A 16,306-nucleotide genomic window follows, 5' to 3' on the forward strand; every position below is an offset into this window, starting at 1 on the left:
TTTAAAGCCACTTATTCTGCTAAGCACCTAACAATCTCATCGTAACAATAACCACGTCTTAGACATTTTGTAATAAGTCGTTGTCTTTGCTTAGGGTTCAAAAGATGAGTTGGCTGATTTTTTTTCTGTAATAAACGTTTGAGGTCTTCAAATTGGCTTTTTTCTGTTTCTAGAATGATCTGTTGTAAAATAGAGCGGTTAATTCCCACTTTGCAATACAGTTTATGCCAAATAGCTTTTGAACCAAATCCCCTAAGCCGTGCTCCTTCTACTAACTGCCTGATCAGTTTTTGGTCGTCTAAAAACCCTTGCTCAATACAAAGGTTTATTACTTTATCAATACCTTCTTGAGAAAACCGTTTATGGATAAGTTTCAAACGCAACTCTTCTACAAAAAAAGAGCGTCTAGCTAGATACAAAAACGCCTGTTTTTTTACATGATCTTCTTCCGAATAAGACATTTATTTGCCTTTTAACATCCTATAGCCTATTCCCAGATATATATTTGACCGATCTAAAGCGTTTGTGATAGTGCCCAAAAAACGGAAAAAAGCAATTCTTTTTAATAGGCCCTTTCAACCTTGAAGTGCACAAAAAAGAACATATAAATACTTGAAAAAACATCTATTGTGCACCCGAGCATAGCATGTTTGTAGATAATCTCGTAAACACTTCTAGTGGAGTTTCGAAGTTGAGAGCCTTTCTAGGTCTGTTATTTAGTAAAGTTTCCACCCTTTCTATATCCTTGGAAGTCGTATCTAAAAAGCTTTGTGTTTTAGGAAAATATTGCCTAACTAGTCCGTTTGTATGCTCATTTAAGCCTCTTTCCCAAGAATGGTAGGGCGTTGCAAAGTAGAAGTCTGTCTCTAGCTCGAAACTAACCATTTGGTGATAGGCAAATTCTTTTCCGTTGTCTGCTGTTAATGTGTGTACAAAATCTTTGATAGGTTTAAGTTGTTCAATTAACGCTTGACTTACTTCCTCTGCAGTTTTATGAGAAACTTTGGCGAGCTTAGTTAGCTTGGAAGTTCTTTCTACCATTGATACAATTACGCCTTTATGTCCTGCCCCTATGACTGTATCTAGTTCCCAGTCTCCTAAACGAGTCTTTTTTTCTACAATACAAGGCCGTTGCTTAATATCTATACGACCAGGCATGTTCCCTCTTCCAGAAGCTCCCTTTCTCTGCTTGTTATATTTTTTCCCTCGATGACGGAGCTCTCTATAAAGCTGTCCTCCCTGTCGTTTATCTTTCCAGATATGATTATAGATGGTCTCATGACTAACATGTTCTTTACCATGTCTTTTAAGCCATCCGGATATTTGTATAGGGCTCCATTGCAACTTGATTTTTTCTTCAATACGGGTAACTATTTGAGGAGTCATTTTTTTATTGGGCTGAGAATTTTTTCTAAGAAATGCTTTTTCTTGAGCTTGCTGATGACGGTATCCTCGTTGCCCTTTATTTCTCTTAAGTTCCCTACTAATAGTGCTATGATGAACTTTTAGAATGTTTGCTATTGAGCTAGATGTATCTCCTCTAGCTTTTAAAATATAAATCTGACATCTTTGGTCATAGGTTAGGTGATGGTAGCCTTTAGGCAAGGTCTCTCCTTGTGTTTGATTGTTAAAAATCACAATAGAGATTCTTTCATCGCCTGCCTATTCTTTTTTTAATTCTTCTGTGCACTTCAAACTTGAAAAGACTATACATAAATCCCAGAAACATATGCTAGCACACGCAAACTACCTAAAGCTCCTCCTTTTAATAACATGAAAGTTCCCGAATGCTCTTTGTATTTATGCTTGAATTGTGCCTCATTTAAATGCTTATAGTGCTGCTCTGGAATTTGGGTACTTTGCTCAGGTTTGAGAGCTGAATATTGGTTTGTAGTAAGATATTGCACAAGATAGGCTGGAATAGCCCGAATTTGCTCTTTCTTCTATATATATTTTAGTTGTTCATTATCTAAGTGTAGTAGAATTTCTCGTATGTCATTTTCCTGTAAAAGAGCTTTCAACTGTGCTTTAGACAGCTCTTTTAATTGAGAAGGAAGAATATTCTTTGCTTGATACAACTGACAAATGCGTTGTCCATCAATCTTTTGTAAAAGCCTCTTTTCTAGATACTGTATCTTTTCATCAGGAAGATTCCTAATCTGACTTAAGGCTAAATGACACAATTGCTGGGGAAGCAATGAACCAAGTTGTCTTTGATGAACTTGCTGAATTTGCTCAGGCGTAGTTAAAAAACGAATCTGCGAGTCTAAGAGATGTCGGACTTGGTTTGCAGTAACTGCTTGTATTTGGGCAGGATCTAAACATTGTATTAAATCCGGTTCTTGCAAATAGCAGATCTTTTCAGCACTTAAAAATGGAATGTACTCTTTATCCCCTATAGAAAGAGCGCTAATTTCCTGATTTGTCAAATGCTCAACCTTTTCTCGTCTCTTTCTTTTGTCTAAAAGGTGTTGTTGAGATTTTAATCGATTGTCTTTAGAGCTTTCTTCTAATACATGTTGTAGTAAATAACAAAAAATGACCTTTTGCTTTGGATCTCGAATTGTTTTAAGGTTAAGAAACCGCGTTTTAAGCTCCGTATTTTTTTCAGTAATCAGTCTTTTTGTGAGATCTGTATGCTCTGCTAGATATGACATATCGCCATTGAAAAAATTGATAAACCAAAGAGTTTTCTCTACCCAATCAGTATCCTCTAATAGTTCTTGTCGTATATTCAGGGGACTACCGTCCTTTAAAGCCGGAGATAACTTGTCCCCGTTTGGAAGAATCAGCCACATATTTTCTCGAGAGGTAGCAGCTAAATACTCTTTAAAAGTCCTAGCCTCTTTGATGGAAAGAATAATTGCATGCATTTTTCCCTGTTCTTTGACAATTGCAACTTGGTGAGCAGGTTTTTGCGTATGTGAAAAGACAGAATTAAGGCTATAAGAAGTAAATACAGCATTCTCTGTAATTAGAATTTCTTGCTCTTCAAACACTTGATAATAAGGTCTGTGATGAGGGTAGCTTTGAATAAAATCAGATAACCGGTATGTGTTTGGCATACCTAAAGTTATGCTTTTATTAGTTTGTTTCTCATCTAAACCCACAAACAAAGACATTGGGATTTTAGAAGAATTCTTGTTACAGAAATCGTTGAAAAATGCAATAACTTTTTCTAACCAATCGGTATGCACTAATGGCTCTTGTAGTGCACTTAAGAAATCTTTACCTTGAAAAAGTACAGGTATTTTATTATTATTCAGCACAACCCATCTTATGTTATCAGGATGATTAGCTAAATACTCTTTAAAAGCACTAGCCTCTTTGACAGAAAGAATAATTGCATATGTTCTTGCTTGTTCTTTAATAACTACAACCTGATCTTCATTTGTAAAGACAGTATCTTGATTAATCTCAATAGCAGCATTTCTTGTCATAAAAATTTCTTGTTCTTCAAAAATCTCACGATAGGTCTCAAAGGAAGGGTTCTGTTTAGTAATAAAATCAGTTATACGGAAACGAATTCTCTCCTGTAGACAGCGACGAAATCCTTTTTTAGGTAGATTCTTTGTTATTTGCAAGAAACCATTTAGCGCAATAGCATCAAATTCCCATGTAGATTCTGGCCTTGGTTCATCTATATCTTTACATTGATAAGCCTCTAACTCTGTTTCAACTTCGGTATCGACTTCTAATTCTGTTTCTTGTTCTAGCTCAACTTCTTGCTCTTTTCCTAATTCAGACAGTGTTATTTCAATTGAGTCCGGCAAAAACTTGCAATTGGAAGCTCTTTGTATAACTTGAGTAAGTTCCCCTGCTACTACGTTTTGTAAGTGAATGTCTGGTTGAATTTGCTTCCAATATTGTAAACGTTGTTGTTTGTAGTTTTCAAGAGCTTGCTGAGTAACTTCTTTTTGCAATAGATTCCCGTATTGTTTAAAAGGATCTATCTCAGAATTGTGCAAGAAAAGCATCTGATACTTTTTAAAATATGCAATCATCTCATCGGGATCGCTAGTATCAAGTATTTGATCCCAAGCACTTTTACATAACACATGATCAATCTCATGCAGAAAAGTACGATAGGTTTCCTTAGCTTTCCTTTCTGCTTGATTGATAAGCGAAGGATTAAGAATAGCATTTTCAAAAGTAGGTTTATCTTGAACGTTTAGTTGTTTAATTGTATTTTCATGAATTACGTATTCAATATCTTGACCTTTAAGGAACCCACGCGCACGTAACATTCCTTGTAACAAGTCTCTTAAGATAATTGAAGCATCGCTAGAAAGCAGGTTTACCGCATTTTGTATTTGAGGCAGATCCGTGGCTTCACAGTGGCATTCATCGTAGTAAATAAAAGTAGATCTTGGATCAATGTTCTGTTTTTTTAAATCCTCAACACGCGTACTTCCAATCACAATAGGAACAAGATTTCCCCTTTTAAGCGCCATTAGTGTATTAGAAGACCCTGCCTGAGCAGAAGGTCGGCCAAAAAAGAGAACACATTCAATCCGAGAACCTTCTTCAAAATATTTTAAGATTTGCTTAGCTGTATACAAATTATCGTAATCTTTGAATAGTCCAGCTACATCAATGAAGGCAGTGACTTGATCTTTGCGAGGGTTATTTTCCAGGCAAACCTTTAGTATCTTTTGAACTTCTGTGTTTTGAATGACATGGATTACCTGTGGATTTTTTTCTGCTTTCTGGTACGCTACATCTACAATTCTTCCCTCTGTTCCTGCATCTAATAAAATATTTTCAGCAAGATCTTTAGGATAACACGAACTATTCCAAGGGGTACCAGAAAACCCTGTAACCGAAGCAAACTGTGCAACAAGATGAGAAGCATTGCTATTGAGATAAGAAGAATGGTAGCTAATCAAAGAAGCTACCAGCTCAGCTTCTACTTGTAAAATCTTATTAGGATTGCTATTAATATTTTCTACAGCCCTATCTAAACGATTTTTATCCTTTATATCCGTAAGAGAAACCGCAGCAATTGTAAAAAATTTTATTGCTTCTTGAGTCTGTTCAAACGGTGTTCCAGTGTACAATTCATTAGCTTGGGCCCCTTGATATGCTTTTTCTGCATATGGCCTTACTAAATCTACGCTCAGTTTCTGTGATAGCGCTGTTTGAAACTGATACGCTAAAGCTTCCCAAGGATTGCCAAATTGTGTGGTTGAAGGTGAATTAACCCCTTTATAGGGAACCACTTTACCTAAATCTTGTGTATTTGAGCGTCCGTAATGACGGTTGGTATCTTTAGTTAACGTCAAAGGGAGAATTTCGGTACATTGTGCCTTGATCCAAGCTATTAAAGCTGCGGCGTCTCTTTCCACACTCTCTGCAGAAGATGCATATTCCCTAAGCAATGTTAAAAAGCGGCTCTCCTCTGTAGTCTGATTTGAACTGTTTATTTTTCCTTGTACATAATGTAGAAAGCTTAGACGATTCTCTTCTGATAAAAGTAAAAGACTCTTGCAAGACGTAAACAATTCTTCTGCAATTACAGGCAGTACTTGTTCGTAGTAATCTTCTGTTTTCATAAAAGACTGCGCATTCTGCAATAAACCGACAAAATCAGCGATGGTCTGGCTTTGATTCACTATCTTATGCTGGCTTACCAGCAGCTCGAATATCTTTACTGCACATTCAATATACATAGGGTCAATCTGCTTTTTTTCTCCCAATGTAAAATTCACCTCTTGCATGGGGTTAAGCTGCAAGTCGCACTCGTCGAATATTGCATGGCCAGAACTGCGAAAAATTTTTACGATATCGCGCAAGATATGTATTTTTTCTAAGTCTTGTGCTTTGTATAAGGAGCTTTGCAACTCCAGAGCAAAAGATTGAATGGTTTCCTTTTTGATCAACACTGCCCACCTTTTCTTTTGCACTTCTACAAGGTTTTGATACACCTCTTGTAATTTCGATGAGCAAAAGTCAGAGCGAGTAGCATCAATTGGAATAAGTTCCTGAAAAAAGTATGTATGCTGCGTTGTTTTTAAATTGTTGCGCAAAGTGTCAAATTGAGTAGCAGGAGGAACAAAAACCGCTAATCTATTAGGTTTAGCGAGAATAACGAGTAAAATAGAAGCTAATACACTTGTTTTCCCTCCTCCCATAATTAATTGCGTGATAAGGTTTTTACATTCACCTGTTTCAGAAATTGCTGTCATCTCAAAAATGAGCTTCGCTTGATTTTGACGCACTCGAATTTTAGCTTGATACTCATAGACTAATAATACACGGCTCTGCCCAGGATCATAAGACATCTCTTCTGTTAGAACAGTATACAGCTCCTGTTCAATAGACGCAGACTCTTCCGTCTTTTGCAAATTCTCGAGCAATATAAGCGCTCTTTCTACTTGGCACTGTTTTGTGCTCTCTAGCATAAACCTTTGCAGTAAACAATCGAGCTTTTGTATTTCTTGTACACTCAAATAAGGATTTAATACTGAGTATTCGTTAGCATCTCCGCGTAAAAAAGCACAAATAAGTTGTTTTAAATGCACTGGGGCCTTAAACCGACTTGTTTCCAAAAGAGTGTTGTATAAAACAGTTTCCTTAGGTTTTGTGTTTGCTAACTCTAAGATGCTTTGTTCCTGCGATCGCAACAGGTCTGGATGCCGAAATTCCTGCAATGCGGTAAACAGATTTTCTATTTCTGACTTCTTTAATCTAAATTCTTTAATACCTTGATTAAGTAAAGCCCCTGCTTCTAGATCTGCGCGAAAATCTTTGTACTGCTGCTCAATAGCTTGTTTGTATTGCTCTTTTTCCTTTCCCAATACTACCTCTAAAGAATGGCCCCCAATGTATTGGGTTGTATTGAGCTGGTCAAAGTACCTAGCAGCTAGATGGGAAAGATTAAGACAACGATCTTTTAGTTCTATATTAGACAGAACAAGCGACTCTTCTATTTTTATCTGAGAAGAAGATAAGAAGAGCTGAAGAGGTTTTAGATGTTTGTATTTAAAAACAGACTCTTCTGCTGACGTTTGAAAAGCAGGTTTTGGATTACACTGTTCTTTCTCATACTTCTTTATATAATTTTTTAGTAATTGCTGTAGTTCTAAAGAATCTAAATCAGGAGCTAATTCTGGGTACTTTAAAGCAAAGTGCATAATTTGATAGAATTGGTCTTTTTGATTGCTAAGATCAATAGATGTAAAATGTAAGCGGGTAGAGATACGCAATTTCTCTTTTCTACACTTGTTAGCACGTGCTAATTGGTAAAATTTTTTATAAAGATCTGCACACTGCGTTCTATAATTGCATAACCATTCAAAAAAACAGGCGATTGACCAATTTAAAAAATTTGTATCAGATAACAATGCTTTTTCTTTCCACTCTGTAAGGGGAAGATCTGGATGGACAAAAAACCCTGCTTTCCAAGTTTGTAGCAAACTACCAATAGGACATTGATCAGTAAAGAAATTAAAACAATAGGCTTTTTCTTCATCAGAAAGCTTAACAGTACTGTCGACATTAGATACTCTTTGCTTGTAAGAGTGAAAATTTTCTATAAGTTTTTTATAAAGAAATAGATCTTCTTTGATGGTTTTCTCTTTGTCTGTCGATCGCAATAAAAATAACGCTTTGAAATATATTGCACAGGCAGAAGGGTGCCCATCTGCAATAAGAAGACAGTTGTATAAGATAGCAGAGGATATCTCGGATAAAAGATCTGCTCGTCTTATTTGATGTAAATATTGCACTGCTTTCACATACTCTTTTTGCGCTAAGTATAAGTAGGTCAAAAGCAATGTGCCTTCTACATTTATAGCAGAAATATGCCTCTCATTTAGTTCAAACTCCAGATAAATGATGTTTTTTTCCTCTTTAAGCAGATCTAAACAGATTTTTTCCGAAAAAAACTTCTTACTTTGTTCAATTTGTTGAACTGGGATTAACACTTTCTGTTTATCGCGTTTTGTATCTTCTAAAATAAGATAATTTTCTATACACCCCACTAGTTTTGGAATGTGCTGTGCAATGGTAAACCCTTTTTCTCCCTCTAAGTGAGCCTTTTGTCCTGACTTATCAAATGTAAAACACAGCTCTTTTTTTTGTAGGGAACGAAGCCTTGGCACATGAACACGAGTGTACTTTTCATTCTCATCCCGAAATATAAGACACTCGTCTCTTGATTCTATTTTACTTAGAGACACCAAGCAGCCTTCTAAGGGGTCCTCTGGGCATAAGATGCGCTCTTGTTGCATGCTCTCTATTTGTAGTAAAACAAATTTGCCGGATGCAGACCCTTCACTGCTTGCATTTTCTGTAGATACTTTGGCGGTGAGTTGGTTATCTGCATTAAAAATCAGCATTTCACTGCGTTCTGCCGAGTGCCAGTGCAAATGATCTCGAACAAGAACACGGGGGAGCTTTGTCTTAATAAGATCCGTTTTAGGAATGTACTGATACCAATTTCCATCGATATTGCGTTCGATACTACAATCACTTGTTGAAGTAGACACCCAACTTGTTTCGTCATTCTTATCTTCAAATATCTGGATACGTATCCCTCCCTTTTCTGGACATGAAAAATGGTAATAGCCTTCTAACTTGTGGATAGTAAAAGCCTTGTCCCCAAATAAATCTTGATATTTTTGTTTGCTAAGCAATTCTTTTGTCGAAGCACTTTCTATAAGGCTACTTCCATTTGCAATTTGCGTTGTTAATAGGTTGAGTGTCCAAGTCTTCCCTTCTAGACACTCAATCGTGTACACAGGAAATTTTCCAAAAGATTGCAAATCGGTATCTTCTGAAATATTTGCTATCTCGAGAGTCTGAAGAACCTTACTCATAATTTGCTTTATTTGTTCTGGTTTCAATTTTTCAATGCAATGAACTATTCGACGAATAAATATGTTGGCTTGGTTTTCAAAATAAGGTAACCGTCTTTCTAGTACATGAGAACGGTTATAGAAAAACCAACTGGGAATAATTTCCTCTAGCTGCTGCATAGAAGCATTGGGAAGATACGCATATTGCATCATGCGATGTAAGTGTAAACAAGCTCTGTCCTCTACGCTGAGCTTTACGCTTTCTAACCAACCATTTACTTGATCTTGGCTAGATGGCAACTTTATTATAGGTAACTGAAGTTCTTGGCAAACTTGGTTCATCCGGTAGAGCAACCGCACAAAGAATAGGTAGGCAAAAAAATGATCTGGTTCTTCCGAGCTCTCTTTAGAAAATTGCTTGAGCCCTTTTACAATAAACTGGGTACACTGCTCTATAAAAAGGGACTTGGTTTGCACTTCTTGAAAAAGAGGGACTTCATCACCTACTTGCTTAAAAAAAAGTATGTCAAATAGAACTTGTTTATTTAAATCAGTCAGCTCTTCTATGTGCTCTTGAAAATAGTAGAGCAATTTCTGAGGTTGTAAAGAAGGTTCACATTTAGTAGTTTCTAGCTGTTTTCGATAGTACGGGTGTTCTTTTTGCAGTCGAAGCTCAGACTCTGCGTGCTGAGAAAAAATGTCGAGCTCTTTCACCAAATTTTGTATTTGATCTTTAGAAGTTAGCAGATGAAAGTAAATAGTAGGGTCTGATTTCCAATCATCTATCCCTTTCGCCTGCCAACAAGGGAAACAACATTTTATTGAACCAGTAATTTTTAAACTGATCTCGCATTGATAGCTCTTAAATTTTACTGTGCTTATCTTACCCTTACAGATCACACCTCTACAAGAAAACTGCTGGGCTATGTAGGAAATATTTCGTAAAAAAGCTACGTGTTGTGTCTCATTACACTCTGCTAACCACGCATTATCTGTAAGCAAAACAGACTCTTCTGCTAATTTTAAAGAAATTTTCCGATATTTTGCTTGCAGGGTAATAGCTCTTTCTCTAAGCTGGTCTTGCAAATCAGGGTTTTGTTGAATGAGTTGTTTGAAAAGCTCAGTTTCTGGCAAATCACCTTTTATACAGGAGTCGTGGACTTTTAAAAAATCAAACAATTGCTGTTTAACTTTATTAGTAGCTGCAAAGTAGGTAACAATTTCTTGTCTTCTTTGCTGTTCTCTGGGCTCAAAACAGATAAAAAAATTCTGATCGAAAAAGAATCTCTGCTCCTGACCAAAAAACGCATTCCAAATTCCATAGTCTGCCAGCTTTGCTAATTGCTGTTGGTCTATCCTTAAAGCTAAGCAGTACGCAATAGCAAATAAGCTAAGTGCTGTATTCTGCTGATTTGGGAAACAAGGAGGGTTACTCAAACAGAGATCTCCATAAAGCTCTATTAATGTTTGGATGGAAGAAAGGCTATTGTATAAATCTTCTTGAGGAAGATTTTGCCAGATATCGTTTTTAGGGTCTGGGTTAGGAATTGGTAAAGCTCTTACAAAGTTTTCAATTTGAAAAATTTTGGAATCTCTATCTAGTAAAAGAGGTATATGATTAAGTACAATTGTGCTATTTGGTAAAAAACCACTCGGCTCAATAGAAGAAAAAAGCTTAGGGGACTCACTGTTTATTGAAGATAGTAGTGCTTTAGCACTAGGACGCATGGCAACAAAAGAATAAAGCTTATATTCGTAAAGCCTTTCGTTCTTATATTCTTGTTTTGGCTTAAAGGCTTTGCTATTTGCTAAATGCTCTAACCGATCTAAAACCTCTTTTAAAGCGTTACAAACACCAGCAGTTTTTTCTTGAGAATGCTCGTCATAGAGTTTTGCTGCCGCTCGCAGCAAATTAGTTGTTGCTTCCTTTATAAGGATACAGCTCTCTAAATCAGGCCTCTCTTCACATTTTTTTAAAAAAAGAGCAAGAGTCAATAACTTAAGCTCAAAAATATATTTCTTATAAAGAATAGAGTCACAAAAGGTTTGCAAAACAAATGCCTGTAGTACCCTCCAGGAACATGTTCCTGAGTACTGCCCTTTGATAAAGGGTGAAAAGTCCTCTTTTGCAAGAACAAGTTTGTGGACAAGGTGGCCAAATCCTTTTTCATACAACGATGTGATATTTTTTTCTTCTAAATCATCAAGATTTTGTAGTTTTGCAAGATATTGAAAAAAAGAAGAATCTTGCCTAGAGTTTTGGGGAGAAAGATCTAGCTCTTCTGGAAGAACACCTTCAAATTTTATCGCTGCCTGGTAAAAAGATATTCCGTTTCTTTGAACTCGAGGATGATATTGGATCCCTTCCCCTGTATTGTACAGATAAATATCGTAGGTATTATCTGTCTTTTTATAGAATTCATATAATACCGCATGTCCTCCTGATAAATCTTGGTACCCTCCATCTACTAATAAAGATTCTCCAGGGGGCAACTCTCTAACTTTCCTTTCTGTTTCTTTAGCTGATATGCAGGATACTAGAGAATCAAGAGCTCTACATATCAGCTCTTTTGTATAGTTAGGAATATCGAGCACATCTAAACAACTTCTAAGGTATTTGGCATTCTCAGCGAGGCTTCCCCCTTCCAATAAGGTTCCTTTAATAGCATGATCTAAATGAATATGTGCAAAGAGTTTTTTGCTGATGTTTTTAAGACCCTCTCTATCCTGATGAGCGTCCACACGTGCAATAAGCTCTTCTATTAAAGAAGAAGAATCTGTTTTTGTATTTAAAGAATTTTCAATACAATTATTATTTAAGTTTGAATTAATATTTAATCTTACCGTCATAAAAACGCTCTTTAATAACTTTTAAATAGATTACTTTAAATTAAAAATTGTTTAAAATCAAGAATAAGATTTTTTTAAATTAGAAATCATTAGTAGTGTTTTTACTATTTATTTTAGTTTGAGTAAATATTTAGAATTTCTTATCCTAAAAGAAAAAGCGAGCATTTATGACAGAACAACTCCCTCCTATACCTCCATCTGGACAGCACCCGATTAAACCAAAAGAAGCTAATTCTAGTCATCAGCAAGACGTCACAGCTCTTTGGCAAAAATTTCTCTCGCAAGGAGAAAATATTGCTACTAAGGAGGAGGCTAAAATATTTATTGGCGGTTTACTAAAGTTTTTTAATGCGCTAGTTGCTAATGAAAGGGCTAGAATATCCAAGGCTAATGAACGTCTGAAACGAGTAATTAAAGGCGAGGAATAAAACTCCTTTTTCTGCTATACTCTGCCCATGCTCATAGATAAAATTTATTTCACATCTTCAATAGCAGAATCTCATTTGCGACTGGATTCCTTGCTGCGCCAAAGATTTCCTAAATATTCGCGTAGCTATTTTCAGTTTTTAATTAAACAGGGTTATGTCCTTATTAATGGAAAATCTGTCAAGAAAAGAGAGAAATTACAACCAGGAGATATAATTGAAGTATCTTTTCAAGTTACCCCTGAAATCGATTTAACTCCTGAACCTATTGATTTAGAGATTCTTTATGAAGATGAACATCTGATTGTCATCAATAAACCCGTTGGAATGGTTGTCTATCCTGCCCCTGGTCATTACAGAGGGACCTTTGTCAATGCTCTTTTGTTTCATTGTAAGCAGATAGACTCTGATGATCCCTTAAGACCTGGCATTGTTCATCGATTGGATAAAGATACTTCTGGGCTCCTAATTGCTGCAAAAACACGTATAGCACATACAGGTTTAACAGATCTATTTGCAAAACGAAAAATAGAAAAGATATACCTAGCCATTTGTATAGGTACGCCAACAGAGGGACTCATCGATGCGCCTATTGCACGTCATCCCTCTCGTCGTAAAGAGATGACCGTGTGCATGCAAGGAAGAGCATCTAAAACCATCTGCCGGGTTTTAGCTCAAAATGGTTCTCTTTCTTTGGTTAAGCTAAAGCTTCTAACCGGTCGCACACACCAATTAAGGGTACACTTAAAACACATAGGCACCCCTATTTTAGGTGATGAAACTTATGGAAATGCTGCTATTAATAAAAAATTTTCTACTAAAAGACAACTTTTACATGCCTATTTTATAAATTTTTTTCACCCTATTACTCAGCAAATTCTCTCGCTAACAGCTTCTATTCCAGAAGACTTAAGAAAAGTTATTGAACTAGTTGATCCTCAAAGAGAAAAAAAATCTATCTAGCTTAGAATTCTCTCTTTTCGTTATCATGAAATGTAAAGTAAGTTTCCTTTTTTCTTCTCTTACTTATTTTCTGCGTTTCATATGAGGATCGAACCATGAAAGAGTTTGTTGAATACATCGTCAAGAACCTTGTTGATCTCCCCCAAGAAGTTCAAATTAATGAAATTATGGGCCAAAGCTCCTTGATTATAGAGATAGCTGTAGCAAAATCAGATATCGGAAAAATTATTGGCAAAAAAGGTAAAACGATTAATGCGATTCGGGATCTGCTTAAATCTGTAGCCAGTCGCAATCAAATTCGTATTACCCTTGAAATCATTGAAGAAGAAGATAAATAAAGCATTTGGGCTAGATCATTCAATCAGTCTAGGAAGGCAAGGGGAAACCATAGCCTTTCTAGAATTGATTGAGCCTGCAGGAAATTTCAGAACCGCAATAGGCAAAGATCCTTTATTATTTATCTCTTTTTTAGTAATTAAAAAAAAGCTTTCAGCAAAAATTTGTTCATATGCTTTAGCTGTATCTCCATAAAAGCAAACAGCAAGATCCCATTTTATAAGAGCTGGACAAGAACGAAAAGCATTTAAAAAGCTTTTTAAATGCTCAATCGATTGCTCGGTAAAAGGGATCCAAATCCATAATTCATCTAAATGACTATCCTTAGTTTCCTTTCCTGAAAACAGATTATCTGCTCCTGCAATCGTACTAATCATTTGCAAATGTAAATCTACTTCTGGATGATCAGACCAATAATCAAATAGCATTTTATACCACTGTTCTTGCAAAGTAGCGACGTGTTTAGAAAAAGAAGGGTAATTACGAGTAAATATTTTTGTCTGTCCTACTCGAGCACAACCATTTTGTTCTTTTGTATCAACAAATATAGAAGATGGTTTGCCTTTAATACAAAGTCTGACATTTTTCTCTACGTTTTCTTCTTTAGCTTTATAGATTTTATAATAGATGGAATAGACATCGCGATTCTGTAAAATTCTCTTTGTTGCTAAAGAAACAAAATTCTCTTCTGTATAAATATCATCAAAGATGATGACTTCTACCTCTTCTTTTAAAATAAGCGATTTTAGACGATTAATTAGGGATGCGACACATTCAATATCTCTTCGAGAAACTTTGGTTAATAAGTCAGTATCTTCAAAAATAGCATATAAAAAATGGAAGTACTCTATAATTTCTCGTGTAGAATCAATAAAGTATGTATTTTTTTGCTCACAAGCGTTTTCCTTTTGCAATAACCGTTGCAAAATCCTTCGATCGCTAGCAGAATACAAAGAAGATGACTTCTCTTTTATTTGGCTTTTGATTTGTTGTAGATTTATACCCCCAGTACCATATTTGTCATTGATAGCAAAGCTCAGCTCTGCGCATAACACATTACAAGATTGTGCATCTGCAATGACTGCTAAAGGCGCAGATAGGGTTTGTAGATTGCTCTTATGATGATCTATTACACTAATCACTTCAAAGTAGGCTGGAATCTTTGTTTCTTCTCGATTGCAAAAATCCCGTAGAGAAACCGTACCAAGAATATTTTTATGCAAATCACTGGCATAAATCACTCCTAGAGGAATCACCTTGCCATTCGAATCAGCCATTGTTACTGTCAAATAGGGATAATTATTCATTTTACTACGAATCTCTTCTACTTCTGCTCGATAATTCACGTGTTGAGGAACATACCCAAACACATGGATTTTAATATTTAGAGCAACATCTAGTCTTTCCATAAATGCACGAATGCTTTGAATAGAACGATCTAGGCTCTTAATCATCTTTTCCAAAGCTAAAAAGATTCTAGGACGATTTTCGATTAAAAACCCAGAAGCATCAAAAAGAGAGGATTTGTTTAAAGAAGCAATTAATTCTAAGAATTGAGCAAATTCTAATAAATCATGCGTCTTCATAGCTTCTGCAAATTCTTGAAAAGTGCAACTTAAGCCTTTTTTTACACCAAGCACTTTGTGAAGATAAGCACGTGCGTGCTTTTTTTGCCCTTCTGTAAACTCTCGAGCAGTCTGACAATCTTCTATTTTTGTCATTAAGACGGCATTAATGAACTTTGGTAAATCTTTTAAAGAAAGATCTTTTTTAGCAAAAAGAGAAACCAATTTCACATGTAGATCATTTTCGAACCAGCGCAGGCAATTATTTAGCAAAATAATGACCTGTCTTACCCCCTCTACATCATAATGGCGCCAATCTCCTAAATAATACCCCTGTTCATCGACAAGTACAATCGCATGAGGGCGATGTTCATGATCAAATAGAGAAATGGACTCTGTTGTTAATTGTCTTGTTAAAGAGTTTTGAGTAACCAGATCAATTCCTGATAACGCAAGAGTGGTTCGATGTTTAGCTAAATGAACAAAAGCCTTCTTACCAAGCATTTGATCAAATAAGACATCAATCTCAACTTGAAAGCTAGGAGGTCCTCCTGGAACATTCCATATATGTAACCCATTTCCTACCCTTGCTGCAAATGCATCTACCCACCCCCAGAAAGAAGCAATTGCTGTATCTAGATCAGGCGAGCCATGTGCTGTTACAAAGTGCGAGCCTTCATATACCCTATTCATTCCAATAGGAAAAAAAGACTGATATTCTTCTCGCGGGATCCATTTACCTGCAATTTTTGCACGCAAACCATAGTTTTCATGAATGCTAATCCCAGAAAATTGGTTTAACCATAGTTCAAAATGAAAAAAGGCATAATTATCCAAAAGGGTCAAAGCGTTAATTGCTTCAATATAATCCAATACAGCGGGTAATAAAAAACAGGGAGTTTCTTCTTTATGGATAAGCTCATAAAGAGTTGAATTAATCCGTTCGCTTTTTTTGCGATCATTGAGTTTTTGGAATTCAGCCGAACGAAATTTTCTTAAGATAGTACCTAATTGATCAAACTTCTTAGGAGAATTTGCAAAATCTCCCAGATATTGCTGTTCTGATTTTTTAGATTTTGAGCGAATCAGACTTTTGGAGTCGGATTTTTTTTTCATATATTGATATTAACCAGTAAAAATCAAATGGGCTGAGCAGGATTCGAACCTGCGACCACCCGCTTAGAAGGCGGGTGCTCTATCCGCTGAGCTATCAACCCAAAGTTTGTTGTAAAGATCTCTATCTTAGTTGATTTTAAAAGATTTGACAAGATGCAATATTAAAACCTTAAGTTTTTCTATAGAAAGAATAATCTACAAAGGGAATGAGATAACCTATCAGGCTTACGTTTAAATTACAAGAGCTTTA

Annotated in this window: 7 protein-coding genes and 1 tRNA gene; 3 read left to right on the forward strand and 5 right to left on the reverse strand. The window is 36.0% G+C overall.

Annotation, left to right across the window (positions count from 1 at the left end; all coding sequences use genetic code 11):
• Positions 1 to 11: 11 nt before the first annotated feature.
• The 3 genes from RHABOEDO_RS09155 to RHABOEDO_RS09165 form a co-directional block, all read right to left on the reverse strand.
• Positions 12 to 461 carry a regulatory protein RecX gene (locus tag RHABOEDO_RS09155; RefSeq protein ID WP_215217506.1) on the reverse strand — a complete coding sequence of 150 codons (450 nt, stop codon included), beginning with the start codon at positions 459 to 461 and terminating at the stop codon, positions 12 to 14.
• Positions 462 to 624: 163 nt separating this feature from the next.
• Positions 625 to 1,638 carry an IS30 family transposase gene (locus RHABOEDO_RS09160; protein WP_215216525.1) on the reverse strand — a complete coding sequence of 338 codons (1,014 nt, stop codon included), beginning with the start codon at positions 1,636 to 1,638 and terminating at the stop codon, positions 625 to 627.
• Between the two features lie 305 nt (positions 1,639 to 1,943).
• The gene (locus tag RHABOEDO_RS09165; RefSeq protein ID WP_215216644.1) at positions 1,944 to 11,651 is read right to left on the reverse strand and encodes a DUF3638 domain-containing protein; all 9,708 of its coding nucleotides are present in this window, start codon (positions 11,649 to 11,651) and stop codon (positions 1,944 to 1,946) included.
• Positions 11,652 to 11,818: 167 nt separating this feature from the next.
• Here RHABOEDO_RS09165 and RHABOEDO_RS09170 point away from each other — a divergent pair, with 167 nt between their 5' ends.
• The 3 genes from RHABOEDO_RS09170 (at position 11,819) to RHABOEDO_RS09180 (ending at position 13,377) form a co-directional block, all read left to right on the forward strand.
• Positions 11,819 to 12,079 (forward strand): hypothetical protein, encoded by a 261-nt coding sequence (locus tag RHABOEDO_RS09170; protein ID WP_215216643.1) that lies wholly within the window; start codon positions 11,819 to 11,821, stop codon positions 12,077 to 12,079.
• Between the two features lie 75 nt (positions 12,080 to 12,154).
• Positions 12,155 to 13,039 carry an RluA family pseudouridine synthase gene (locus RHABOEDO_RS09175; RefSeq protein ID WP_245397515.1) on the forward strand — a complete coding sequence of 295 codons (885 nt, stop codon included), beginning with the start codon at positions 12,155 to 12,157 and terminating at the stop codon, positions 13,037 to 13,039.
• A 95-nt stretch (positions 13,040 to 13,134) separates the two neighbouring features.
• A complete protein-coding gene (locus RHABOEDO_RS09180; RefSeq protein WP_194844732.1) occupies positions 13,135 to 13,377 on the forward strand; it encodes a KH domain-containing protein in 243 nt (80 codons plus the stop codon).
• Positions 13,378 to 13,392: 15 nt separating this feature from the next.
• On the opposite strand, the gene RHABOEDO_RS09185 is transcribed toward RHABOEDO_RS09180, so the two are convergent.
• On the reverse strand, positions 13,393 to 16,056 hold the full coding sequence (locus tag RHABOEDO_RS09185; protein WP_215216641.1) for a hypothetical protein: 2,664 nt from the start codon (positions 16,054 to 16,056) through the stop codon (positions 13,393 to 13,395).
• A gap of 28 nt (positions 16,057 to 16,084) precedes the next feature.
• Positions 16,085 to 16,157, reverse strand: a tRNA-Arg gene (locus RHABOEDO_RS09190).
• Between the last annotated feature and the right edge of the window lie 149 nt (positions 16,158 to 16,306).

This window comes from Candidatus Rhabdochlamydia oedothoracis (assembly GCF_019453995.1).
Classification (GTDB): domain Bacteria; phylum Chlamydiota; class Chlamydiia; order Chlamydiales; family Rhabdochlamydiaceae; genus Rhabdochlamydia; species Rhabdochlamydia oedothoracis.